The 24,056-nt window shown below is 56.5% G+C and carries 22 protein-coding genes; 10 read left to right on the forward strand and 12 right to left on the reverse strand.

Annotated features, from left to right (window positions below):
* Nucleotides 1-7: 7 nt before the first annotated feature.
* Entirely contained in the window at nucleotides 8-1,114 is a 1,107-nt protein-coding gene (locus ACRC4F_RS20080; RefSeq protein ID WP_438660902.1) for an NAD(P)-dependent alcohol dehydrogenase, read from the reverse strand.
* Between the two features lie 268 nt (nucleotides 1,115-1,382).
* On the opposite strand from ACRC4F_RS20080, the gene ACRC4F_RS20085 reads away from it, so the two are divergent.
* The 4 genes from ACRC4F_RS20085 (at nucleotide 1,383) to ACRC4F_RS20100 (ending at nucleotide 8,203) form a co-directional block, all read left to right on the forward strand.
* The gene (locus ACRC4F_RS20085) at nucleotides 1,383-2,816 is read left to right on the forward strand and encodes a DUF1329 domain-containing protein (RefSeq protein WP_157711480.1); all 1,434 of its coding nucleotides are present in this window, start codon (nucleotides 1,383-1,385) and stop codon (nucleotides 2,814-2,816) included.
* Between the two features lie 206 nt (nucleotides 2,817-3,022).
* On the forward strand, nucleotides 3,023-4,186 hold the full coding sequence (locus ACRC4F_RS20090) for a YCF48-related protein (protein WP_438660903.1): 1,164 nt from the start codon (nucleotides 3,023-3,025) through the stop codon (nucleotides 4,184-4,186).
* Between the two features lie 30 nt (nucleotides 4,187-4,216).
* Complete coding sequence (locus tag ACRC4F_RS20095; protein ID WP_438660904.1) at nucleotides 4,217-6,721, forward strand: efflux RND transporter permease subunit; 2,505 nt, start codon at nucleotides 4,217-4,219, stop codon at nucleotides 6,719-6,721.
* A gap of 39 nt (nucleotides 6,722-6,760) precedes the next feature.
* A complete protein-coding gene (locus ACRC4F_RS20100; protein WP_438660905.1) occupies nucleotides 6,761-8,203 on the forward strand; it encodes an MFS transporter in 1,443 nt (480 codons plus the stop codon).
* A gap of 68 nt (nucleotides 8,204-8,271) precedes the next feature.
* On the opposite strand, the gene ACRC4F_RS20105 is transcribed toward ACRC4F_RS20100, so the two are convergent.
* A complete protein-coding gene (locus ACRC4F_RS20105; protein WP_438660906.1) occupies nucleotides 8,272-9,393 on the reverse strand; it encodes a nitronate monooxygenase in 1,122 nt (373 codons plus the stop codon).
* 143 nt (nucleotides 9,394-9,536) lie between these two features.
* On the opposite strand from ACRC4F_RS20105, the gene ACRC4F_RS20110 reads away from it, so the two are divergent.
* Entirely contained in the window at nucleotides 9,537-10,484 is a 948-nt protein-coding gene (locus ACRC4F_RS20110; RefSeq protein ID WP_438660907.1) for a flavin reductase, read from the forward strand.
* Between the two features lie 48 nt (nucleotides 10,485-10,532).
* Here ACRC4F_RS20110 and ACRC4F_RS20115 read toward each other — a convergent pair whose 3' ends face one another.
* A complete protein-coding gene (locus tag ACRC4F_RS20115) occupies nucleotides 10,533-11,411 on the reverse strand; it encodes an acyl-CoA thioesterase (protein WP_438660908.1) in 879 nt (292 codons plus the stop codon).
* A gap of 186 nt (nucleotides 11,412-11,597) precedes the next feature.
* Here ACRC4F_RS20115 and ACRC4F_RS20120 point away from each other — a divergent pair, with 186 nt between their 5' ends.
* The 3 genes from ACRC4F_RS20120 to ACRC4F_RS20130 are packed head-to-tail and all read left to right on the forward strand — an operon-like array spanning nucleotide 11,598 to nucleotide 13,763.
* Nucleotides 11,598-12,371, forward strand: a complete 774-nt coding sequence (locus ACRC4F_RS20120) for an SDR family NAD(P)-dependent oxidoreductase (RefSeq protein WP_438660909.1) — start codon at nucleotides 11,598-11,600, stop codon at nucleotides 12,369-12,371.
* A 10-nt stretch (nucleotides 12,372-12,381) separates the two neighbouring features.
* Nucleotides 12,382-13,398, forward strand: a complete 1,017-nt coding sequence (locus ACRC4F_RS20125) for a phosphotransferase family protein (protein WP_438660910.1) — start codon at nucleotides 12,382-12,384, stop codon at nucleotides 13,396-13,398.
* The gene (locus tag ACRC4F_RS20130) at nucleotides 13,398-13,763 is read left to right on the forward strand and encodes a DUF6285 domain-containing protein (protein ID WP_438660911.1); all 366 of its coding nucleotides are present in this window, start codon (nucleotides 13,398-13,400) and stop codon (nucleotides 13,761-13,763) included. Before ACRC4F_RS20125 ends, ACRC4F_RS20130 begins: the two co-directional genes overlap by 1 nt.
* 37 nt (nucleotides 13,764-13,800) lie before the next feature.
* Here ACRC4F_RS20130 and ACRC4F_RS20135 read toward each other — a convergent pair whose 3' ends face one another.
* The 6 genes from ACRC4F_RS20135 to ACRC4F_RS20160 form a co-directional block, all read right to left on the reverse strand.
* On the reverse strand, nucleotides 13,801-14,595 hold the full coding sequence (locus tag ACRC4F_RS20135; RefSeq protein ID WP_157711489.1) for an enoyl-CoA hydratase/isomerase family protein: 795 nt from the start codon (nucleotides 14,593-14,595) through the stop codon (nucleotides 13,801-13,803).
* A 38-nt stretch (nucleotides 14,596-14,633) separates the two neighbouring features.
* On the reverse strand, nucleotides 14,634-15,425 hold the full coding sequence (locus tag ACRC4F_RS20140) for an enoyl-CoA hydratase-related protein (protein WP_438660912.1): 792 nt from the start codon (nucleotides 15,423-15,425) through the stop codon (nucleotides 14,634-14,636).
* A gap of 60 nt (nucleotides 15,426-15,485) precedes the next feature.
* Nucleotides 15,486-15,917, reverse strand: coding sequence for a Zn-ribbon domain-containing OB-fold protein (locus ACRC4F_RS20145; RefSeq protein ID WP_438660913.1), 432 nt, complete (start codon nucleotides 15,915-15,917; stop codon nucleotides 15,486-15,488).
* Nucleotides 15,914-17,107, reverse strand: coding sequence for a thiolase C-terminal domain-containing protein (locus tag ACRC4F_RS20150; RefSeq protein ID WP_157711492.1), 1,194 nt, complete (start codon nucleotides 17,105-17,107; stop codon nucleotides 15,914-15,916). Before ACRC4F_RS20150 ends, ACRC4F_RS20145 begins: the two co-directional genes overlap by 4 nt.
* Nucleotides 17,108-17,223: 116 nt before the next feature.
* Complete coding sequence (locus ACRC4F_RS20155) at nucleotides 17,224-18,069, reverse strand: alpha/beta fold hydrolase (RefSeq protein ID WP_438660914.1); 846 nt, start codon at nucleotides 18,067-18,069, stop codon at nucleotides 17,224-17,226.
* Nucleotides 18,070-18,109: 40 nt separating this feature from the next.
* The gene (locus ACRC4F_RS20160; RefSeq protein WP_438660915.1) at nucleotides 18,110-18,748 is read right to left on the reverse strand and encodes a TetR/AcrR family transcriptional regulator; all 639 of its coding nucleotides are present in this window, start codon (nucleotides 18,746-18,748) and stop codon (nucleotides 18,110-18,112) included.
* A gap of 130 nt (nucleotides 18,749-18,878) precedes the next feature.
* Here ACRC4F_RS20160 and ACRC4F_RS20165 point away from each other — a divergent pair, with 130 nt between their 5' ends.
* On the forward strand, nucleotides 18,879-19,886 hold the full coding sequence (locus tag ACRC4F_RS20165; RefSeq protein ID WP_438660916.1) for an NADPH:quinone oxidoreductase family protein: 1,008 nt from the start codon (nucleotides 18,879-18,881) through the stop codon (nucleotides 19,884-19,886).
* A 200-nt stretch (nucleotides 19,887-20,086) separates the two neighbouring features.
* Nucleotides 20,087-20,893, forward strand: coding sequence for a FadR/GntR family transcriptional regulator (locus ACRC4F_RS20170; protein ID WP_438660917.1), 807 nt, complete (start codon nucleotides 20,087-20,089; stop codon nucleotides 20,891-20,893).
* A 14-nt stretch (nucleotides 20,894-20,907) separates the two neighbouring features.
* Here the strand turns inward: ACRC4F_RS20170 and ACRC4F_RS20175 are convergent, their stop codons facing one another.
* From ACRC4F_RS20175 to ACRC4F_RS20185, 3 genes are all read right to left on the reverse strand, one after another.
* A complete protein-coding gene (locus ACRC4F_RS20175) occupies nucleotides 20,908-21,867 on the reverse strand; it encodes a cache domain-containing protein (protein WP_438660918.1) in 960 nt (319 codons plus the stop codon).
* 220 nt (nucleotides 21,868-22,087) lie between these two features.
* Nucleotides 22,088-22,840 carry an enoyl-CoA hydratase-related protein gene (locus ACRC4F_RS20180; protein ID WP_438660919.1) on the reverse strand — a complete coding sequence of 251 codons (753 nt, stop codon included), beginning with the start codon at nucleotides 22,838-22,840 and terminating at the stop codon, nucleotides 22,088-22,090.
* 19 nt (nucleotides 22,841-22,859) lie between these two features.
* Nucleotides 22,860-24,056: an acyl-CoA dehydrogenase family protein gene (locus ACRC4F_RS20185; RefSeq protein ID WP_438660920.1), complete on the reverse strand. Its 1,197-nt coding sequence runs from the start codon at nucleotides 24,054-24,056 to the stop codon at nucleotides 22,860-22,862.

Raw genomic sequence — 24,056 nt, forward strand, 5'->3', positions numbered from 1 at the left:
AAGCTCCTCAAGGCATGCGGATCACGGGCTTGATGGCAGAACCATCATGGGCGTCGTGGATGGCCTGGTTGATGTCTTTGAAGTCATAGAAACGCAGTAGCTTTTCAACCGGCAGCAGGCCAGCTTTCCAGTACTCGATGAGTTGAGGGATGAACAATGACGGTACCCCACCTTCGCCCGCCATGATGCTGCCTTTGATTCGGGTATTTCTCGACTGCACTTCCATTGGGTTGAAGGTGACGCTGGCTTGCGCACCGGCCATGCCCACAAGAACAGCCGTACCGCCGTGTCCCAGCGCCTGAATAGCCTGTTCCATTACCTTTGGAATACCTGTGGCCTCAACGACACCATCAACCCCGCCACCGCTGAGTTCACGTATAGCCTGGACGGCGTCCTGATCACCGGCATTGATGACATGAGTGGCGCCCAGTTCGAGGGCAAGCTCCAGTCGGCTTGCGACCCGGTCGACCACAATGCGTTGGGTGCAACCGGCGATTTTTGCCGCCATCAATGCCGACAAGCCCACACCGCCAGCGCCAAACAGGGCAAAGCTGGTACCTGCGCGTGGGCGCAAGGTATTGAGCACGGCTCCGGCACCGGTCTGAATACCGCAGCCTAAAGGGGCGAGGATATCCAGAGGCAATTGGGTGTCGATTTTGATCACGCTACGCTCGCTGGCCAGACAGTGGCTGGCAAACGAAGACTGGCCCAGAAAACGTGCAAACACCGGCTTACCGGCCAGTTGATGGGTGCAGCTACCGTCGCTGCAGCGGCCACCCGACATATTCAGTTCGCGAAAAGAGAGGCAGTAAGACGGCTGGCCGGAAATGCACTGAGGGCATTTGCCGCATGAAGTGGTGGTCATGATCACATGATCCCCGGGCACAACACGAGTCACTCCCGTACCGACTTTCTCGACAACGCCGGCACCTTCATGTCCGAGCAGCGCCGGCCACGGCATCTGTGGATTGGCCAATACCGTCAGGTCGGTATGGCACAGTCCTGTGGCAACAATTCTCACCAGCACATCGCCCGGTCCAGGCTCAACCAGGTCAATTTGCTCCATTTGCAGTGGGGCATTGGTATCGAAAGCCAGCGCGGCTTGAATCTTCATTGAACGTTCCCTTTAGTTGTTTTTCGGCGTTTTTGGCGCAGCAGGAGCTCAAGAGTGGCAGGCAGTGATCATGAAAATCATCTGCATGATTGTATCTATATGGCTAAAACAAATCTTTTGCGATGGCCTGAGCAGAATGCGTGCCTCAGTCCATTGACACCAATGATACACATGATTATTGTGATTACACAATTTCTTGGGAGGACCTTTCCTCTCAAACATTGGGCTTCTACCCGCCGATAAAACAAACAATAAGCTGGAGACTGCGATGAAGACAGGCAAACCAATCGTCGAAACCGAAGGTGCAGTACGCCTCTTGTCAAAAGCAGGGGGTGTGCTGGCAGTAGGGTTCACTCTGCTGTTTCATCAAGGGGTTTATGCCACTCCTGGGGTGACGCCTGAAGAGCTGAAACAGCTGGGAACGACACTCACTCCCTGGGGTTCGGAAATCGCAGGAAATAAGGACGGCACCATCCCTGCCTACACAGGGGGCGTGAAACCGCCAGCGGGTGCGAGCGCCTCCGACAAGCATCCGCTTGATCCTTTTGCCAATGACAAGCCGGTCGTGACAATCACTCCGGCTAACATGGCGCAATACGCCGATAAGCTGACGCCGGGTACCCAGGCCTTGCTGAAGCGCTGGCCGGATTACAAACTCAATATCTATCCGACTCGCCGCGGCTTTCCACAGATGGCACCGGATCGAGCTGAAGGCTCAATCAAAAACGCAGCGAATCCAGAGTGCAAAACCACGGATGATGGCGTTGGATTGCGGGGCTGCTGGTTTGGCACGCCGTTCCCGATTCCCAAGAATGGCTATCAGGCCATGTGGAACGCCCTGACGCACGAGCAGACCGAATACGAACTGCGGATGCAAAGCTGGATCGTCGACTCGTCGGGCCATCCGACGATGACCAACGATTCCATACAGCAGGCTGACTTCCCATTCTGGGATTCGACAGCTGCGCCTTATTCGGGAGTGGCTGAAAACTATTACCGCTTCCTTAACAAGACGATTGCGCCTTCACGCGATGCCGGGCAGAAATCCATCGTCTGGTACCCAGCGGAGTTCGATCACAAGGATCAGCGAATCTGGTCTTACACCACTGGCCAGCGCCGTACCCGTCTCGCGCCGGAACTGACCTACGATACGCCGAGCGCTTCATTGTCCGGGGCGTTGAATTATGACGAACTGGGTCTTTTCGCTGGTCGCATGGATCGCTTCGATTTCAAACTGGTTGGGCGTAAGGAGATGTATGTACCTGCCAATCAGTACCGCATGCTGGCAGCGTCGCCAGAGCAAGTGCTCGGTAAGCAGTTTATCAACCCGGATGTGTCGCGTTGGGAGTTGCGTCGCGTATGGGTAGTAGAAGCAACCCGTAAGGAAGGTAAGCGCCATATTGCCGCCAAGCGCAGGTTCTTCATCGACGAGGACTCCTGGTCGATTTTGACCGCTGAGTCGGAGGATGATGCCGGTAAGCTGTTCCGGGTGCAGCAATCCAATGGATGGCCGCAATACAATCGCAACGAGTTCGGTGCTGCCGGGAATATGGATTATTCCACTGTCGCCTACGACCTGAGCAAAGGTCAGTACCTGCTCAGCAGCTTCATCGATCCGGCAAGTGGTTGGGTGAAGCAGGTCAAGCGCTTCCCAGACTTTACTTTCCGCTCGGAATCCATGGCCGGTACCGGCGTTCGCTAAGCAAACCCCTTCGCCGCGGCACGATTTTTTCGTGCCGCGGTTTTTTTTCGCCTGCGATTTGTCGAGTCAATGTTCGGTTGACGATAAACATGTATAGGATTAGTATGATTATGCGAATTGCTTGGCGCGATTGCTTTGAACGGCTGCCAGGAAATTCGCTTACATCACTCCGCACAACAAGTTTAATAAGAAGTCTGGAGGTTGAAATGAGCCATTTTGGCTTACCTTTATATGCCCGCTGTTTTCGAACAGCCCTGCACATGCAAGGTGCGTCAGCTGCCAATCTCAGATGGATCGGCGGCTGCTTCATCGGCGCCGCTTTGCTGTTAGGTGCCAATGCGAGCGAGGGCACACGCCCTGCTATCGATCCCTTGTTCACTCCGGTGGTGCAAAGCAATCTGGCGCCTTCCACTCAGTTGGTCGGTCTGGCCCGTGCCGGGCAACGCCTGGTTGCGGTTGGGTGGCGAGGGCACATCGTTTACTCCGACGATCAAGGTCGCAGCTGGCAGCAGGCCGACGTGCCGGTCAGTGCCGACCTTACCGCGGTCAACTTTCCTACTGCTGAGTCAGGTTGGGCCGTCGGTCACGGGGGCGTGATTCTGCGTACCCGCGACGGTGGCAAAACCTGGGTCAAGCAACAGGATGGTTTTGCTACCGGCAAGCTGATGACCAGCTACTACCAGCAGCGCCTTGATCAGGCCAGCGAAGCCGAGCAGGCGCAATACGCAGGCTTGATGGATCAGGTGCGTCTTAATTACGAGACGGGACCCGAGCAGCCTTGGCTGGATGTGTGGTTCGAAAATGATCAGCACGGGTACGTGGTCGGTAGCTTCAATCTGATCATGGAAACCCGTGATGGCGGTGAACACTGGACGCCCATGCTCGACCGGATGGATAACCCTGAAGGCCTGCATTTATCGGCGATCAATGCCGTTGGTGACGAAGTGTATATCGCCTCGGAGCGAGGGACAGTGTTCCGTCTGGATAAAGCCAGTCAGCGCTTCATCGCATTTAATTCCGGCTATATCGGAAGCTTCTTCGGCGTGACGGGGGATGCCCGTGCGGTGGTTGCTTACGGCTTGCGCGGTAATGCCTGGCGCAGTCTGGATAAAGGTGTGACCTGGGAAAAAATCGACACGGGCACGGAGACCACTCTAACGGGAGCCGCCATGCTCGACCACGGACGCGTGGCGGTAGTCAGCCAAGGCGGTACGTTGCTCCTCGGTGACGCCGCTACCGGTGCTTTGCAGCCAACACAGCTGCTTCGTAGCGTGCCCTTCGCCAATATCGAACCCGCGGCTGCAGACAGTGTGGTCATCGTCGGCACCCAAGGTGCCCAGCTCGAGCCTTTGCCGGCTTCCGGCAGCTGAGGCTGGTGGTATGGAAAATCTGGAGAAATCATGGCTGTAGATACCGAATCACTTCGCCTGCCCGTGATACGGGACATCAAAGACTTCGACAAAAAATCGGGTGACTGGCTGGAGCGACTGATCTTCAATCATCGCGCCTGGGTGGTGATGCTGGTTGTGGTCATTACCGTTTTTTTAGGATTGCATGCTTCGCGTCTGACGGTGCAGGCCAGCTTCGATGACATGATTCCTCATTCCCACCCCTATATCCGTAACTACCTGGACAACAAGAGCGAACTGAAGGGCTTGGGCAACTCAGTGCGCATCGTGGTCGAAAATACTCAGGGTGATATTTTCGACAAGGACTACCTGGCTGTGGTGCGTGATATCAATGACAAGATATTCCTCACGCCAGGCGTAGATCGTGCCTTCATGCGTTCGGTCTGGACGCCAATCGTTCGCTGGACCGAAGTGACAGAAGAAGGCTTTCGCGGTGGTCCGGTCATGCCGTTCGACTACGACGCCAAGGAAAAATCAATAGCCCAGTTCCGCACCAATACGCTGCGCGCCGGTTTGCCTGGAACGTTAGTGGGCAAGGACCTTAAGTCGAGCATGATTTTTGTACCCCTGCTCGATGTCATTCCCGAGACCGGTAAGCCACTGGATTACAGTGAGCTCTCGACTTTTCTGGAAAAAGAAATCCGTGACAAGTATCAGGGCGCAAGCGATGGCCACTATCGTGTGCATATCATTGGCTTTGCCAAGCTGGTAGGCGACCTGATCGACGGGTTGATTCAGGTCATGATGTTTTTCGCCGTTTCGGCCCTGATCGCTTCATTGATCATCTACCTCTATACCCGCGATCTGCGAAGTACTTTGTTGTTGGTGGTGACAGCGACTATCGGCGTGGTCTGGCTGCTGGGGCTGTTGGAGTTGCTTGGCTACGACCTTAATCCCTATTCGATCCTTGTCCCTTTCCTGATTTTCGCCATCGGTTTATCCCATGGCGCCCAGAAGATGAACGGGATCATGCAAGACATCGGGCGGGGGACGCATAAGTATGTGGCTGCCCGTTATACCTTTCGCCGGTTGTTCATGGCCGGGCTGACGGCGTTGATTACCAACGTGGTTGGTTTTGCCGTGCTGATGATCATTGACATACCCGTGATTCGCGACCTGGCGATGACCACCAGTCTGGGTGTGTTGGTGCTGATCTTCACCAAGCTGTTCTTCATTCCGGTAGCACTTTCCTATATTGGCGTCAGTCAATCAGCCGCCAAGCGCAGCCTGCGGGAGAATGAGGCCGGACAGGGCATCACCGGCTTTTTGCAACGGTGCACCGAGCGTCGTCTGGCCTTGCCACTCGCTTTGCTGGCCATTCTGGTCGGCGGGGGGGCCATGGCAATCAGCCTGACCAGCCTGAAGATGGGAGACCTGGATGCAGGGGCGCCAGAGCTGCGTCCTGATTCGCGCTTCAATCTGGATGTCGGATACATCAATGAGCATTACGGTATGTCGAGCGATCAATTCGCCGTCATCCTCAAAACCAAAAACGAAGGCATGCGCGACTATGAATCGTTGGTGGCGCAGGACATTCTGGCCTGGCGTCTGCAACAGCTGCCGTCAGTGCTGGCAACCGCCTCGCTGGCGGGCGGGATTCGGCGAGTCGCGTCGGGTTCGTTCGAAGGTAATCCGAAGTGGATGACGTTACCGCGCAATACCCAAACGCTCGGTAACGTCACGCAAACCCTGCTGGTGGGCAGCCCTGAGCTGATGAACCCCAACGCCAGTGTTGCTCCGGTCATTGCCTACCTTAAAGACCATCGCGCTGACACATTGAGTGAAGTGGTCAAGGTGACCGAAAAATTTGCCGCGGAGTACAACACGCCTGACCGACAGTTTTTGTTGGCAGCAGGTCCGGCCGGTATCGAGGCGGCCACCAACATTGTGGTGAAGCAGGCCAACTATCGCATCCTGGGCTTGCTTTATGCCGCTGTCGCGGTCCTGTGTTTCATCACCTTTCGCAGTTGGCGAGCGGTGGTGGTGGCCATGGTGCCGCTGGTGATTACTTCGTTCCTTTGCGAGGCCTTGATGGTGATGCTGGGTATCGGCGTCAAAGTCGCTACCTTGCCGGTCATTGCCCTGGGTGTGGGCGTGGGTGTTGATTATGCCCTGTATCTGTTGTGCGTTCAGTTGGGCGCGCAGCGTCGCGGGATTTCCCTCGCGCAATCCTATGGGCTCGCACTGAATTTCACAGGCAAGGTTGTGGCTTTGATTGGTGTGACCATGGCGGCGGGGGTGGTGACCTGGGTCTGGTCGCCGATCAAATTCCAGGCCGACATGGGCATCCTGCTGACGTTCATGTTCCTCTGGAACATGCTCGGTGCCCTGACGCTGATACCGGCATTGTCGTATTTCCTGTTGCGTGATGTCGGTCGCGACGTCAATGCGCAATCCACCACGGTCCCGCTTCCCCTGGCAGGGCTCGATCCTGTAGCCGACAGTGGTCTGGAGCAGGAAACAGAGCTTCAAAAACGCATGGCCAGCAGAGCTTGAAGCCTGCGCCATTCTTTGATGAGCAAGGAGGAGACTCGCATGGCCTTGAGTGATAAAGACACACGCTGGAAAACCATCATGTTGGCGTTGGTGGCTGCCGAGGTGGCTTCGGCTTTTGAGGTCAGCATGGCGTTCGCGGCGTTGCCGACGTTCTACAGATTGTTCCAGGATCCGGCATTGGTGGGGTGGGTCATTACCGCCTATCTATTAGTGGCAGCTGCCGCTTCTGCGATCTGTGGTCGGATCGGTGATTTGTATGGGCGCAGTCGGGTGTTGATCGGCATGTTGATCCTGGCAGCGCTTGGCTCATTGATCAGTGCCTTGTCCTCCTCCCTGGAAGGGATTGTCTTCGGACGGGCCGTGCAAGGGGTGGCGGCAGCCGTGCTGCCTCTGTGTTTCGGCCTGGTGCGGGAAAATATCAGCCAGGCGCGTATACCACTCTGTATTGGTATCGTCGCAGGAACCGCTTCAACGGCGGCAGGTATCGGTTTCGTATTGGGTGGGGTGTGCATTGACTACTTGAGCTGGCACTGGATTTTTTACATCAGTACTGCAGTCGCCGTGCTGGGTTTGCTGTTGGTGATTGCGTTCCTGCCGTCGTCGGCAGGCAAGGCCAGCGAAGAGACGGTCGATATTCTCGGCGGTGTGATGTTTGCGCCGGCAGTGGCGGGGGTTCTGTTCGCCTTGACCAAAGGCAGTGCCTGGGGTTGGTACGATCAGCGCACTCTGTGGCTAGGAGGTGGCAGCCTTGCTTTGCTGGCGTTCTGGGCCTGGTATGAGGCACGGCATAGCAATCCGCTGATCGACGTCCGACTGTTCGCCAACCGCCAGTTAGCCATGTCCAATCTCTGTTACGCCTTGATCGCCTTGGGAGCAATGCAGTTTGCCCAAGTGCTGTTTGTTTTGTTGCAGCAACCCACCTGGACTGGTGTCGGGCTCGGCATGGCTGCAACGGCTGCAGCGGCATTGAAATTGCCTTCGTCGCTGGTGGCTATCGTCGCGGCACCTTGGGGCGGAGTGGTTGCGGGACGTCACGGCGGCAGACGTGCGTTGCTGTATGGTTTGTTCTTCCTCGTGACGGGATGGGCGGCATTGACCCTACACCACAGCACTATCTGGTTTGTCGGGTTTGCGGTGATCCTCAACGGCATTGGTACGGCCATTGCGTTCAGTGCCGTACCCAATCTTATCGTCGAGGCGGTACCGGCGAATCGGGTCAGTGAGGTGACGGGTTTGAGCCAGGTGATTCGCACCACCTTCATGGCTATCGGGGCGCAGATGATCGCCTTTATATTCGCTACTCAAACGATCAGCGACCCGGCTCAAGGTCCCGGTACGTACCCGGCGGGACCGGCGTTCCAACTGGCATTTTTGACCATCACCCTGTTGTGCGTGCTCAGCGTCTTCGCTGCTTTGGCCTTGCCCAAGCGCCGGCCTGATGCATCGCGCGAGGCCGTGGCGCAACCTGCCAGTCATTCGTAGCTGCAACGCACTAAAGGCCGTCGTCCGAGTGATATCGGGCGACGGCCTTCTCCTTTTTCAAGTCAAGATTATTCCAATGACGCTACCAGTGTTGCCAAGCGATCGGCACTGTCGAGGAAGTCGCTGAGCAGGTCATAAAAAATCTCTTTGACTGTCGTTTCCCCATGCATGTCGCCAACGATCTGGCCTACTGGATGCGTCAGAAAATCGCTGGCCCGGGCCCGCTCGATACGTGCGCGGGCTTCGAACACCGACAGCGTCTGTAGCGGCATGGCCAATGGCTTGGGGGCGCCCGGTTGTTCGAAGGCATCAGTGAACTTGCTGCGTAACATCCGGCATGGCTTGCCCGTCATGGCGCGCGACTGAATGGCCTCTTCAGAGCGCGCGGCAAATAAGCGGGCTTTCATTTCCGGAGTGAGCTCGCTTTTGTCGGTGCCCAGCCAGATAGAACCGCACCAGATACCGTCGGCACCCATTGCCAGGGCCGCGGCCATTTGCCGGCCACGACCAATGCCGCCGGCTGCAAGCACGGGTATCGGCGCCACCGCATCGACCACCTGCGGCCATAGCACCATCGAGGTGATTGTGCCGGTGTGGCCGCCTGCTTCGCTGCCTTGTGCCACCAATAGATCTACGCCAGCCTCGACCTGGGCCTTGGCATGATCCAGTCGGCCAACCAGGGAGCCGACCTTGATGCCGCGTGCTTGCAGTTCGCGCACCTTTTCCTTGGGTGGCGTGCCCAGAGCGTTGACCACTAGCTTGATCAGAGGGTGACGCAACGCCACTTCAATCAGCTCTTCAGCGGATTCGGGCGTCATGTGCAGGCGATCCATGTATTCACTGACCATGCGCTCGACTTCGGTTTCGGGAAGCGGCGCCATGCCAGCGTCATCGCATAGTTTCTTGAGGAAAAGCTGATTCTCGGCGGGAAGTTCAGGGTGACGCTTCTCTGTCGGGTTGTCACTCGCGGCATATTTGTTCGGGATCAGTATGTCCACCGCGTAGGGTTTGCCATCGGTGTGCTCGTCGATCCAGGTCAGTTCTTGCTCCAGTTGCTCGGGAGTAAAACCACTGACACCCAAAACTCCCATGCCGCCGGCCCGTGACACCTCAGCGACAACATCTCGACAATGCGAGAAGGCAAAAATGGGGAGGTCGATGGACAACATCTCGCAGACTTTTGTTTTCATTGTTAGCGCTCTGACTGTCGTGGAATTCGCAATGACCGGAGCTATGACCGGTTGCCTATTATATTAATGATATATACTATTTATTCAAATGGTCCGCTGTGATCTCTGGCAGCAAGCGGTTCGAACAGAACGAGGAGAAGTCCGTGAGCAATCCCAATCTGGTAATCGACAGTAAGCAGTTTCGTAATGCATTGGGGGCTTTCGCGACCGGGGTCACGATTGTTACCACGCGCGACGCCGAGGGTACCGATGTCGGCCTCACCGCCAGTAGCTTCAACTCGGTGTCGCTCGAGCCGCCGATGATTCTATGGAGCCTGGCAAAAACCTCCGGCAGCCTCTCGGCGTTCATGACCGGCGACTACTTTGCGGTGCATGTGCTTGCCGCCGAACAGCAATCACTGTCGGATCGGTTTTCCAAGCGCGGTATCGATAAATTCGCTGGTTTGGAGCTGGAACGTGGCCCTGGACAGGTACCTTTGCTCGGCGATTGCGCGGCCCGGTTCAAGTGCAAAACCAGCTTTCGTTATGAGGGCGGTGACCACATCATTTTTGTCGGCGAAGTCATCGAGTTTGACCACTCCGCTCATCCACCACTCGCCTTTCATGGCGGCAAATACGCCAAGGTTCACCCGCGCGCACTGGAAAATCCGGTGGATGTCGAAGATGTGAACAGCAGTTTCAATAAGGACTATCTGGGCTTTTTGCTTGGCGTGGCGTCCATGCAACTGTACCAGCCGGTGCGCAAGGATTGGCAGCAGTTGGGTCTTACCGAGTGCGGCTATTTCGTGCTCAGTGTGCTGGCTGCCGGCAAGCACAAAACCCAGGGTCAGATCGAAGAACTGCTTAAACCCAGTGGTCACCGTCTCGGTGACGAAGAGCTGGGCAAGTTACTGCAAGCCGAGTTGGTAACAGTGCAGGGCGATGGCCTGGCCCGTCAGTTCGATCTTACTCCACGGGGTCATGAATACGCGGTCAAGTTGTTCGTGCAGGCTAAATCGTCGGAGCAGAAAGCGATCACCGGATTGGATTGGGACGATCTGGCGTTGCTCAAAAATCTGCTGAAAAAGGTCATCCGCAATACGCGTAACTGATGGCGTACGCAATATGAAAAGCCCCGGTGCAGACCGGGGCGTAGCGCATTAGCCGAGGCGTCGAAACAGTGCATGCTGTGTGGCATTTGCGATCAGTCTGCCTTCGAGGTCGTAGATAGCTGCGTTGACCAGCCCAGTGGCACCTTGCAATGAAGGGCTGTGCACATCAAACAGCAGCCACTCATCGGCACGAAACGAGCGATGGAACCAGAGGTCGTGAGTCAACGTTGGCGCAAAAAAGTCACGGCTCATGCGCGTTGCCACATGTGGAAGCAGCATTGCACTGTTGATCCAGGCGTCGGACATATAAACCAGCGCTGCTTCATGCAGCCTCGGGTCATCGCTCAGGCGATCACGACTGCGAATCCAGTAGCGCATGCTCGGTCGGCGATCACCGCAAAAAAGGAAGGCCTCGCCCTGCAGTGGGCGCAGCTCGTGCAGATGCCTGGCCTTGAGCATTCTTCGATTACCGTCGCTGAGGCGATCCTGGTGCAGGTCGGCCAGTTGTGCGAGATCCAGCAGTGAGTCAGGGGGCGCAACTTCGGGCGCCGAGTCCTGATGACTCGGCCCGTCTTCCTCGGTTTGAAAACACAGGCTGGCGCGGAACGCGACCTGCTGCCCGATCATTGATTGCACCTCCAGGTTGCTGAAGCTGCGGCCTTGCAGTGTGCTCTGAACCTGGTAGCGCAATTGAGGATCGAGTGGCAGCGGTTTGAGAAACGTAGCGTGCAGCGAGCGCAGCCGTCTTTGCGAATCGAGGCCGTGAGCGGCAGCAGTCACGGCTTGAGCCATCAATTGCCCGCCGAAAGCGTTGCCTGTCAGATTCGCTTCACCGTATTGACTGATGAACTCATCCCCGTCGAATTCCAGTTGCAACAAGGCGGCGAAATCGCCCGGGCGTGGAATACGGCTTGAAGGTGCTTGCATGCTGATAGTCCTGTTCGAATGAAGGGCGGGCGGTCGCCTGAACCTTGGCCAAAATGGAAGAAATTTTTGGTGAAACCTGAGGCGTGTGAAATTTGTCAGGTTGATTAAACATATAACTCATTGATATGATTTTTCCAAGCCGACGGGTCTTCACCCGTCATCGGAAATTGATCACGGGAGAGGACCATGGCGAGTTTGGACTTGAATGCGCTGTTTGGTCTGGAAGGCAAATTGGCGCTGGTGACCGGGGCGTCCAGTGGCTTGGGCTTGCACTTTTGTCGGGTGTTGGCCGCAGCCGGTGCGCATGTGGTGATGACTGCGCGGCGTGTCGAGTTGCTGGAGGAGCTGGCTGCGCAAACTCCAGGCCAGGTTTCCACGGTTCGAATGGAAGTTAGCGATGGTGCCGGCGTTCAGCGCGCCTTTGATGAAGTGGTTGAGCGCTTTGGCGTGCCGGATATCGTGCTCAACAATGCTGGAGTTACGGTCACCAAGCCTGCGCTTGCGCAAACAGAGGCAGATTTCGATGCGGTGATTGGCACTAACCTCAAAGGCGGGTGGCTCGTGGCCACGGAAGCGGCCCGGCGCATGGTTGCCGCCGGTAAGGGCGGGGTCATCGTCAATACGGCCTCGATACTGGGTGAGAGAGTCAGTGGAGCGGTGGCGCCTTATGCAATATCGAAGGCCGGTGTCATTCAGGCGACGAAGGCCTTGGCTTTGGAACTGGCACGCCACGGCATTCGGGTAAATGCCTTGCTCCCCGGTTACGTGGTCACTGATCTGAATCGTGAGTTCCTCTCCAGCGAACCTGGCGAACGCTTGCGTCAGCGCATCCCGAGTCGGCGCTTCGGCGAATTATCGGATCTCGACGCGCCGCTTTTGCTGCTGGTGGGCGAGGGTGGGCGACATATCACCGGCGCCACGCTCGCTGTCGATGGCGGGCATCTGGTCAGCGGTCTTTAGGAGAACACAGGTGGACGCTCAATCACGCAGTGCAATCGAGCAGTACCTGAGCTACGTAGGTCAGGCTTCTCGTGTCGAGTTGAAGTTGGCTGATTTGCTTTCAGGCGGCGCTATTCAGGAAAACTGGCGCATCGACGCCCAATTCCACGATGGACCTTATCGCGGCTTGCAAAGCCTGGTGATTCGCACGGATGCACCTTCCGGGGTGTCGGTCAGCCACGGTCGTGCCCAGGAATACGCTTTGCTGATTGCAGCTTTCGAAGCCGGGGTCACAGTCCCTCAGCCCTTATGGCTATGCGAAGACCGTTCCGTGCTGGGTCGGCCATTTTTTGTGATGCGTCGAGTTGAAGGCACTGCCAGTGCCCATCTCATTGCTCGCGCAGATTCCAGGTATGGCGGTGACCGACGCGAGCTCGCCGAACGCTTGGGCCGGGAGATGGCCCGTATCCACTCGATCCGGCCGCCACGTCAGGATCTCGATTTTTTGCCGCTCTATGACGAAGCTCCAGCCCATTACTTGATCGCGCACTTCCGCAACTTTCTCGACAACTACCGCACGCCGTATCCGACGTTGGAGTGGGGCCTACGTTGGCTTGAACGGCATGCCCCTGCGCGTGGTGAATTTGTGTTGACCCATCGTGATTTTCGCACCGGAAACTACATGGTGGACGAGGCTGGTTTGACGGCCATCATCGATTGGGAGTTTTCCGCCTGGAGTGACCCGCTTGAGGATATTGGCTGGTTTTGCGCTCGCTGTTGGCGATTCGGCCAGCCGTCACTGGAGGCGGGTGGTATCGGCGAGCGCGAGGACTTCTATCGCGGTTACGAGGCAGAGAGTGGACGACGTATTGATCGCGAACAGGTTCGGTATTGGGAGGTGATGGCGCATGTGCACTGGGCGATCATTGCCATCCAGCAGGCCGAGCGACATGTCTCGGGGGAAGAGCAATCGTTGTTGCTGGCTTTGACGGGGCACATCGTCCCCAAGCTGGAATGGGAAATTCTCAACATGACGGAGAATGATTGATGCGTACGCGACCTGAAGGTGCCGATTTGCTGGAAGCTGCGCAGGGTTTGCTGCGCGAACGCCTGCTGGGAGATTTGCCACCGCAACGTAAACATGAAGCGTTGATGATCTGCAATGCGATGAACATTGCTGCGCGTCAGTTGCGCAGTGGAGAGTTGCCGCAACGCGAGGAACTGCAATCATTGCAGGCACTATTGCAACTGGGGCAGATAGATCTGTTGGCCGGTAATCGCTTGTTGGCTTTGCGCCTTCGTGAAGGGTCTGGTGACCCGGGAGAATCGCAGCGTGAACAGCTCATCGCTCATTTGCGCCGCAGTGTTGGCCAGGCGGTAGCTGAAAGCAGTCCTGAGTACCTTAAACAGTAATGTGTGGGGGCAGGGCTTTCGGCCCTGCCGTCCAGTTTTAGCGTACTTCGAACGAACGCGCTTGTTTGCGTGCAGCTTCTACGTCCATTTGAGCCTGGGCTACCGGGTTTCCAATCATCGTGTACTTCAAGGACTGGGTCAGCGCCGTAGTGCGTGGCACATCCAGAGACTCCCAGATTGCCCGCACGGTGCCTTGCACGGCCGCCGGTGGCTTTGCCGCGATCTTTGCCGCCAGCTCATGGGCTCGATCCCACAATGATTCATTTGACGTGATCTCCGTCACCAACCCGATGCGCAATGCGGTTTCGGCACCAATCCTTTCGTCATTTCCCAGTAAGGACATGCGCAGCACTTCGCCCAAAGGCAGGCGGTAGGACATGCCGATAGGTTCAACGGCACAAACAAGCCCGTAGGAAACATGGGGATCAAAGAACTGCGCATCTTGAGAGCAAATGATCACGTCACTTTCGTTGAGCCAGTAGAAGGCCCCGGCGCAGCACAAACCATGAACGGCAGTTACGACTGGCTTCCAGACTTTGTTCGAGCGCGCACCCAGGCTTTCGCCAGGGTCACGGGCATTCCACAGGTTGTTGGCATGGCCCACGGGCTCGGTGGCATGGGATTTTACGTCGGCACCCGTGGAGAACGCCCGGCCTGCGGAACCGCGCAGAACCACCGCTCGTACATCATCATTGTCACGGATGTGCGCCCACAGGTGATCGAACTCGTGCAGCATCGTCAGGGTAAACGAGTTCATGGCCTCGGGGCGGTTGAGGGTGATGGTGCCGACGCCATCGTCGGACAGATCAAACAACAGGGTAGTGTATTCCATGGTCGCACTCCTTGAAAATATTGTTGGTTTTGTCGGGCTCAACGGCCGGTCCATTGTGCGGGGCGTCGTTCGAGAAAGGCTTTGGGGCCGATGCGCGCATCTTCACTGGTAAGTACCCGGTGAGCGGCCTCTCTATTCAGGGCCCAGAGTGCTTCCAGACTACAGTCCGTGCTTCTGTGCGCCAATTGCAGGCTTTCACGCACAGCCAGAGGGCCTGCGCTGGCAATTTTGCGGGCAAGATTGAGCGCCGTTTCGAACACCTGCTCCTGCGGCACCAGATAATTGGCCATACCCAGTTCATAGGCGCGACGCGCACTGAGCGGCTCACCGCTGACGATCATTTCCAAAGCAACGGCCCGTGGCAGCACGCGGGGTAATCTGAACATGCCGCCACCGGCAGCTACCAGGCCACGCTTGACCTCTGGTAGTGCCAGTTCAGCCTGTTCGGCGCATACCAGCATGTCACAGGCCAATGCCATTTCAAGACCGCCGCCGACCGCTGTAGCGTTGATTGCGGCGATCCACGGTTTGCTCAGGGGAGCCTGGACGAAGCCGGCAAAACCACCGCGTTTGGTTGCCAGATTACGTGCATTGCCTGAGGCGATTTCTTTTAGGTCGGCGCCTGCACAAAACATCTTTTCACCTTTAGCGGCAAGAATGCACACACGAATCTGCGGGTCGTCTTCTATGCGGATCAGACAGGACTCGATCAGCCCTGTCATTTCGCTGCTGATGGCATTGCGAGCTTCGGGGCGGTTGAGCGTCAGAACGGCAATGTGTTGCTCAATGATTTCAAGCAACACCGGGCTTGGAGCGATTGCATGACTCATGGGGCAATCTCGCTGGCAGCGGGGTGGATATGCCCGGCATCCTGCGACGCCGGGCTTCGATCAGCAGGCGCGAAAAATCGGCTGGCGCCAATCATCATTGATCGGGTTCCACTCCACCGAAACAGCCATGCCAATCTTTACTTGCTTCGGATCGATACCGACCAGGTTCGACACCAGGCGAATGCCCGGGGCGTCATCAAGCTCGACAACGATCGGGATGTAGATGAAGTCTTCTACACCCGGAAACGGTGAGCGATTACACACTGCGTAGCTGTAGACCGTGCCAGTGCCAGCCAGCGTCGGCCATTGCGTGTTTTGGCTCTGACAGTGCGGGCAGTAAGGCGTGGGCGGCATGCGAAAGTGTGCGCAATCGCCGCATTGCGCGGCCACCAGTCGACCCTCGCGAGCAGCCACCCAAAAAGGTTCGGTCCAGGGGTCGGTGGTGATATGGACATGTTCGCCCGGAAGGGCACGCGACAGATGCTGGCTCATGCGGATCTCCTGAGAATAAGGCCGGATACCGGAATCGAGGCCGGACCGCCGGTCACCAGTGCCAGTTCGGCATCGGCTACCTGGTTGATGGCTGTACCGCGCAGTTGCTCGACACCTTCGAGAATGTGGGTCATGCCGATGATGTAAGCCTCGGACAACTGGCCGCCATGGGGGTTGACCGGGATAGAACCGGACATGCGGATCGCGCCGCTTTCGACGAAGGCACCGCCTTCACCCTTGCCGCAAAAGCCGTAGTCCTCCAGTTGCATCACTACCATCGGCGTGAAGTGGTCGTAGAGCAGGGCTACGTCGATATCGCTCGGCTTGACACCGGCCTTGGCGTAAAGGCGATTGGCGACATCCTTATGACCGGATGAGGCGAAGTATTCATCGCTCATACCCATCCAGGCAAAGGCGCGGCCCCATTCGGCGCGGCCGCCATGCGTGGCGGCGCTGACCAGAACCGGCTTTTGTTTGAGGTCTCGCGCACGTTCGGTCGAGGTCGTGATAACTGCCACTGCGCCATCGGTTTCCAGGCAGAAATCCAGGCGGCAAAGTGGGTCGGCAAGCATGGGGGAGGCGAAATATTCTTCCAGGGTCAGTGGCGTACGGCGGATGGCCTTGGGACGATTCATGGCGTTCAGGCGGCTGTTGATAGCCACCTCAGCAAAAGCCTCGCGACGGGTACCGTACAAGTGCATGTGACGGCGTGCCAGCACCGACATCAAATGCCCCGGCCCTACCAGGCCGGAAGGCTGAAGGAAGGAGTTTTCCGGATCCGGCTTTAGTGCACCGAACACGGTTCCAAGACGCTGGGCCCGCTGCTGCAGGGACATCACGGTGACTACATATTTGGCGTCGCCTGCGATAATGGCGGCCGACGCGAGACCGATGGCACCGGCCGAACCTCCGCCACCACCAGTCAGTGTGGCGGTGAAAGTGACCTCCGGAATACCGAGCATCTCCATGATGCTGGCCGTGTCCATGGTATCGATGTACCCAGCCTTGGCGCCGCCGTAGTAAGCGAAACCATCGATATCGCGAACAGACAACCCGGCATCGGCACAGGCGCCGAGAATGGCTTCGCCGATCATCTCGTTGATGGTCCGGGGCCAGGATTGCCCGCGGACGTAGTACGGCGTGGCACCGACACCGACGATGGCGGTCTTGTCGCAATGTTCCCAGGTCATTCGCACTCTCCCTCTCGACATTCATCGACTAGGTGGATGAATGTCATGGATGAATAAACATATAGATTATTATTGTGATATTGATGATTGGTCAAGGGCTCGTGACGAGGGGTTAATCACTTCAATCTTTGGAGAAATGAGACGATGGCTTCATTGAATACATCATTGCGATCACCAGCGACCATGTGTCCGGCGCCTTCGATATCGACATATTCGGCATGAGGCATCAGATCCAGCAGGAGGCGAGCGCCTTCTTCGCTGACAACGTCGCTCTGCCGGCCTCTGATCAACAACGTCGGTGCTCGGACTTCGGCGGCAGCGTTTTCCATGCGCAGGTGCAGATCGGCCAGACGCTCACGGGCGCTTCTGGCCTGGAAGGCTGGATCCCAATGCCAGTAATAGCGGCCGTCTTCCTTGAGTCGCAGGTTTTTCATCAAGCCCTCATTAGTGGGTGGCTTGGGGCGGTTGGGGATGTAGCGCGACACAGCTGCTGCCGCTTCTTCCAGATTGGCAAAGCCTTCGGGGCTGCCCATCATGAAGTCACGAATATGCCGCACGCCTTCAGGCGACATGCGTGGCACTACGTCCACCAGGACCAGCGCTCTTGCACGTGCTGTTTGCGATTCGCCCATTGCCAATAGGGCAGTAGCGCCTCCCAAGGAGGCGCCAATCAGCACTGGCGGTTGCTCAAGCGTGTCGATGACTGCGTTCAGGTCACCAATAAAGGCATCTGTTGAATAGTTACCATCGGCTGCCCAGGCGCTTTCGCCATGTCCGCGTAGATCCACTGCGAGCGTATGGAACCCGGCCTGTGCCAGCTGCCTGGCGGCTTTACCCCAGGAATGGCGGGTTTGGCCACCCCCGTGCAGCAGGATTACCGGTGGCGCATCGGTGCGACCACCGACATCGGCGCACAGCGCCAGATTCTGAAAGCCGGTGAAGGTTTGGCGCTGCAGTGGCATAGCTAATTCCTTGTACTTGTTTGAATGGAATTTTTTTAGCTCAGGTTTTTCGGGTGGGCGTCGGCAAGTCCGGATCCAGTTCGGGATCGATGACGCCATGGCAGAACAATTGATATACCGCCTCGCCAAATCGATCGGCCAATTCCTTGCGTTGTTTGACCGTCTTTCCTTGGGAAATGGCCATCAAACCTGCGAAATCCAGGGCCGATGCGATGAAGGCGAGGGCATCCGGATCGATTGGATCGCCCTTGGCCGGCTGTCGCATGCGCTGTTTTGAGGCTGCGCTGCGAAAGCGCCTCAAGTAGGCGATCGTGGTTGGGTCAGCCAGTGGACCTTGCTCAAGAATCCTGTAAACCCGAGAACGAATGATTGATTCATCCTCGGCGGCCAATCGCGACACCAGTGAATAAGGGTTGCTGAAGGGGCGGGAAGCATCGGTGAGTTTGAGCAATTGTTGCTCGAGGTTGGCGTGCATCTGTTCGATCAGCGCAGCGCGGCTCTTGAAGTGGTAGTAGGCCGTGCCTCGTGTCACACCAGCGCGCTGTGCGGTGGCCTTGAGGTTGACTGCGGCCTCTCCACCTTCGGCCATCAGTTCCACGGCGGCGGTAATCAACTGCTCGCGAGTGATGCGTCCATTTGCGCGTTCAGTGCCGGCGGCAGGTGTCGGGGGCGAGCTCAAGCGATTCTCCAGATGACAGTGCTCTGGACTTAATTGTACATGCGTGAATAAATAGTTGTAGGGCAAAAAGCGGCGTCGCTATGATGCGGGCAGGTGTGGATTCGATACTCACAAGTAAAAAGGATTGCCCATGGCCTTGCCCCCTTCGCCTATGCAGATGTACGCCGTTGTAGGTCAGGAATTGAAGCTGGAAAGTTACCAGCTGCGACGCGTTGACGTCCCCGAGCCTGGAGTAGGGGAAGTCCGCATTGCGATCAAGTGTACTGGGGTAGGGTTCGCCGATGGATTGTTGAGCACTGGGCAATACCAACTCAAACCACCACTGCCCTTCATTCCCGGTTGTGAGTTCAGTGGAGTAATCGATGCTCTAGGCCCGCAAGTCATAAATGTGGACGTTGGACAACCGGTGTCTGCGATTGCCATGGGCGGCGGTTTCGCCGAGTACGCAGTGGTACCGCAAGCGTCGTTGACACGACTGCCCATTGGGATGGGATTTGCCGAGGCAGCAGTTTGCTGGGTTGACTACACAACAGCCTTGCACGCGTTGCGTGATCGTGGCCGGGTGCTACCTGACGAGACGGTGCTGGTGTTGGGCGCGGCGGGTGGTCTCGGTCAGGCAGCGATTCAGATTGCTCGTCTGCTGGGGGCCAGGGTCATTGCGGCAGCTTCCAGTTTGGCAAAGCGCGAAACAGCATTGAGTCTGGGGGCTTGGCAAGTGCTTGACTACACCGACTCCAGATGGACTGAACAACTCAAGGCACTGACTGAAGGGCGAGGAGTGGATGTCATTTTCGATCCAGTTGGTGGTACGGGGCTGGAAACGGCTTTCCGCCGCTTGGCGTGGGGAGGTCGACACTTGGTCCTGGGGTTTGCCGGCGGCTCGATCCCTGCATTGCCCACCAACCTGCCATTGCTCAAGGGGGGATCGCTGATTGGTGTGGATGTGCGTCAGTTTGAACTTTATCAGCCACTTGAGGCAGCTGAGGCACGTGCTGAACTGGCTCATTTGATTGCTGCCAGGCGTTTACAGCCTGCGATCGGACGGCGTTACACCATGGCGAATTTTGCCGAGGCGCTCGCCGCATCCCTTGATCGGCAGCGTATCGGCAAGACAGTGCTTGAGATCAGCTCCTCATAAATGGGTAGAGGCCATGGCGACGGATATGGATTATTTACGGCGCGCCTAAGAAGTTGCAGAAAGTATCTATGCTACTGGACGAATTCTCACCTTTATCGAGCGTCGAAAGCTGATTTTTTCTGATTGTTAATCCTATGGTGTATTTAAATGATCCAATCAGTAGAATGAATGGGACGCTACATAGCTATCAGGATTGAACAATGAACAATATTGGCGAAACGCCTTCCATCTTCGGCTCAGCTGCTGTCAAGAAGCAGCCGCTGCATATTCCAAAGGCACCGCAGATCGTTGCATCGCGCTTGAAGAAGATGATTGTTGGCGGTGAGCTCAAGGAAGGGGATCTGCTGCCGGCAGAGAGCAAGCTGATGGAAGAGTTCGGCGTGTCCCGGCCGACCATTCGCGAAGCCTATCGAATTCTTGAGTCTGAGCGTTTGGTGACCGTCTCGCGTGGTGCTCGCGGTGGTGCAGTCATTCACTCGCCGGATCCGGACCTGATTTCCAACTATGCATTGATGGTTCTACAGTGCGAAGGGACCAAAGTGGCGGAGGTCTATCAGGCACGCATGGCGTTTGAGCCATCAGTTGTGCGATTGGTAATCAAGAATGCGCGCAAGACTGCGCCGGATGCTCTGCGCCTGGCAGTGGCCAAGGAGCGTGAAGCGCTCGATGACGCTTCTGCCTTTGCCCAGTCCATTGCCAATTTTCACCGTGTGTTGGTGGAGTTGTCTGGCAATCGACCTTTGATCCATTTGTGGTCGGCAATTCACCAGGTGGTCGAGCGTCATCAGGCGCTGGTAGTGTCGGTATATCGACGCAATCAAGCCACCGACGACATTATCGCCAACGCCTCGGTTGGGTTACGTTCGCAGGAAAAATTGATCAAGTTGATCGAAGCCGGCGATGAAGACGAGGCTGAAAACCACTGGCGCAAACATATGCAGGCTGCCTATAAGACTTGGGTCAGCGGTTACGAAGAAATGTCACTTTCTCAGTTGCTTCAGGACTGATGCTCAACGCCAGGCTAACGCTTGGCGTTTTCGTCAGGATTTGCATAGTATCCGACCGCTACTATGTAATGTCCGCTGCGTTCCAGCAGGGTTTCTTTCGGTTCTGGCTTCTGCGTAACAGGGTTGCGCCAAAGATAGTGGGTGAGGGCTTTATCTCGCCCCTTTATGGCGGTCAGCATCTGTTGGCCAACGGGTTGTCCATCGACGGACATCAGTTGGCGAAAATCGGTACCGATCAGGCGCCGGTTGTACCCATGGGCGACCATTTTCATGTTGTCGGTATCGATGACAAAGACGTACAAGTCGTCGCGCGTCAGTTTAGGGTCCAGTTGGTTGATACGTGCAATCGTATCGTCGGGCTTATTCTTCAAGTCCTTTAATGCATCGTCGAGTAAAGCTTGCGCAGCGATCGGGCTCGAGCGAGGCAAGTAAAAACCAACGGCAAAGACTTTGTCGTCGACACGCTGGTAATAGGCCAGCTTGCGCTCGACCTTGCCATCGTGCCAATTCATCCAGTGATATTCCTGACTATGAATAGCCTGACTTTCAGGTTGGTTCAACGCCTTGGTAAAGGCCGCACTCAGTGACGGATCGATTAGCGCGTTGATATTGCGACCAATGTAAAGCGCAGAAGGACCACCACTGGCCAGCATTACGCCGTGCGTATCGACTACGTAAACATATTGCTCACCCTGGATAAACGCACCTTGGCGGCTGAATTCGGCCAGCGCCTGGTCGCCTACTTGACGATATCGATCGATCGCTTTCGCCAGCAAGTGTTGGGCTTGGTCGGCCTGACTTTGATAGCTTGGCTCCACCGCGGCACCTTCGGCAGAGGCGTGATTGATCAAGCACGACCCAAGAAAAAGCGACAGAACAAATCCCGAAATTTTCAAACAGAACTCCAGCGATATGGCTGCAAACCGCTTCAGCGAAGGGCCGCAGGCCAGGAAGGGTCGTACTTGGGCGCGCACTTTACGCCATCGCAAAACGAGGTCAAGCCCAATGGCTCGGCTTGTTCATGGTGGAGTTCCTGACATCCGCCCAGCGAGGAAAGACCAAAAAACAGTAGCGCACACATGATCGTTTTCATCTTCATCCCCGATTATTGTTATGTGAGGGTTTTAGATAGCGATCATTGTAATCGTATGCATGTATATTTCAAGGCGGCCTGGATGCCCGTATATCAGCCCATCATCGACGTTTGTAGACGAAGTCCTCTAAAGCCTGGCGGCACTCTCGAGTTTGCAAACGTGCGATGAAGTTCAGATTTTCCTCGCGAATGATGTTGAGCACGCTTTCTTGCTGGGATGCTTTCATCAAATGCTTGGCGGCTTGCAGTGCTTCAGGGGAGGCTGCAGCCAATCGTTCTGCGTAGTCTTTGGCAAAGTCCAGGCATTCCTGCCCTTGAGTAAAAAGATGTGTGCACAAACCCTGGGCGTGCGCTTGCTCCCCATCGATGCTTTCCCCTCCAAGCAGCAAGCGGGAGGCATATCCATGCCCCAATCGTTTGGGCAATAACAGGCTTGCGGCAAACTCCTGGCAGAGTCCGAGTTTTATGAAGGGTGTGGCAAAGCGACTCTTTCGAGTCGCCATTACGAAGTCGCAGTGCGGTAGCAACGTAGTGCCAATGCCAATGGCTGCGCCACAAACGGCAGCTATCAGAGGTTTGTCCAATGCCACTACTGCGGCCATGAAGCGGAAGGCAGGGGCGTCGAGGCTGTCTGGAGGCGTTTGCAGGAAGTCCGCAAGGTCATTTCCTGCGGTAAAGCATTCCGGGCCACCATGAATGATGACAACTCTGACGTTATCATCGGCTCCAGCAGACATGAGCATGCTGCTCAGGCTGTCGTACATGGCATTGGTCAAGGCATTGTGTTTGTCTGGACGATTTAGCGTGATCGTCAAGCAATGCCGATGACACTCGGCCCGGATATGTTCAGTCATGCTAAAAACTTCCTCAGCGTCAGCGACATTGGGAAAACGGAATGTTTTTGTCTACCCGAATTTCTCCTGGCATGCCCAGGACTCGCTCGGCGATCTGGTTTCGCAGGATTTCGTCAGTGCCACCAGCAATTCGCAGCGCTGCCGACCATTCATATCCGTGACTGAAACGTGTCGCTGGGGCCTCGGCCAGTTCGTTGGTCATGCCCTCCAGGCCCAGATTGTCCAAGGCCAGGGCCGATAGCTCCTGCAGAACATTGGCGTAAACCAACTTGCTCATGGCGGAAATTGGCCCCGGGGTTTCACCTTTGGACAGGGAAGTCAGCAGACGGAAGCGGAAATAGCGCAATCCGAGTTCCCGGGTCAGCAGGCTTGCAATCTTGAAGCGATCCTGCGTGACTGGGCTACCGCTCTTGGTGATTTGCTCCAGCAGCTCGACTACTGATGGAAGAGCTTGGCTTTCACCTCCCACGTTGACCCGTTCATTCATCAGGGTTGTCATTGCGCACTTCCAGCCGTCACCGACAGCTCCAACGCGGTAGCTGTCGGGAATACGCAGATCGGTGAAGAACACTTCGTTGAATTCCGACTCTCCCGAAATCTGCTCAATAGGTCGTACGTCGATGCCAGGTTGGCGCATATCGACCAGGAAGAAAGTCAAACCCTTGTGCTTGGTGGCTTCAGAATCGGTGCGGGCAAGGAGAATTCCCCAGTCCGCGACATGGGCCCAGGAGGTCCAGACTTTTTGTCCGTTGATCACCCAGTCATCGCCATCCTTGATTGCGCGGGTTCGCAGATTGGCAAGGTCGGATCCTGCCGATGGCTCGGAGAAAAGCTGACACCAGATCAGATCGCCATTGAGCGTTGGACGCGTAAAGCGCTCGATCTGTTCGGCAGTTCCATGGGTGCGCAACGTCGGGATGGCCAACTGCGTGCCAATGGTGACCAGGGGGCCGACCGGTACCGCATAGCGTGACTCTTCTTCCTGAAAGATCACTTCTTGCATTGGCGTGCCATCCAGTCCGCCCTCTACGCGTGGCCAACGGATGGCGGCATACCCGGCTTCTGCCTTTTTACGTTGCCACTGTCTTGCGTTTGCGGTGAATGCTTCGACGTCCTGATGCCCGTCGGCACCCAGCACGCTGGACACGTTGTCTTGCAGCCAGTCGCGAACCTGTTGACGGAATTCGGCTTCAGCCGGGGAATCGTTGAAATCCAT

This window comes from Pseudomonas sp. (assembly GCF_051660785.1).
In the GTDB taxonomy this organism is placed as follows: Bacteria; Pseudomonadota; Gammaproteobacteria; order Pseudomonadales; family Pseudomonadaceae; genus Aquipseudomonas.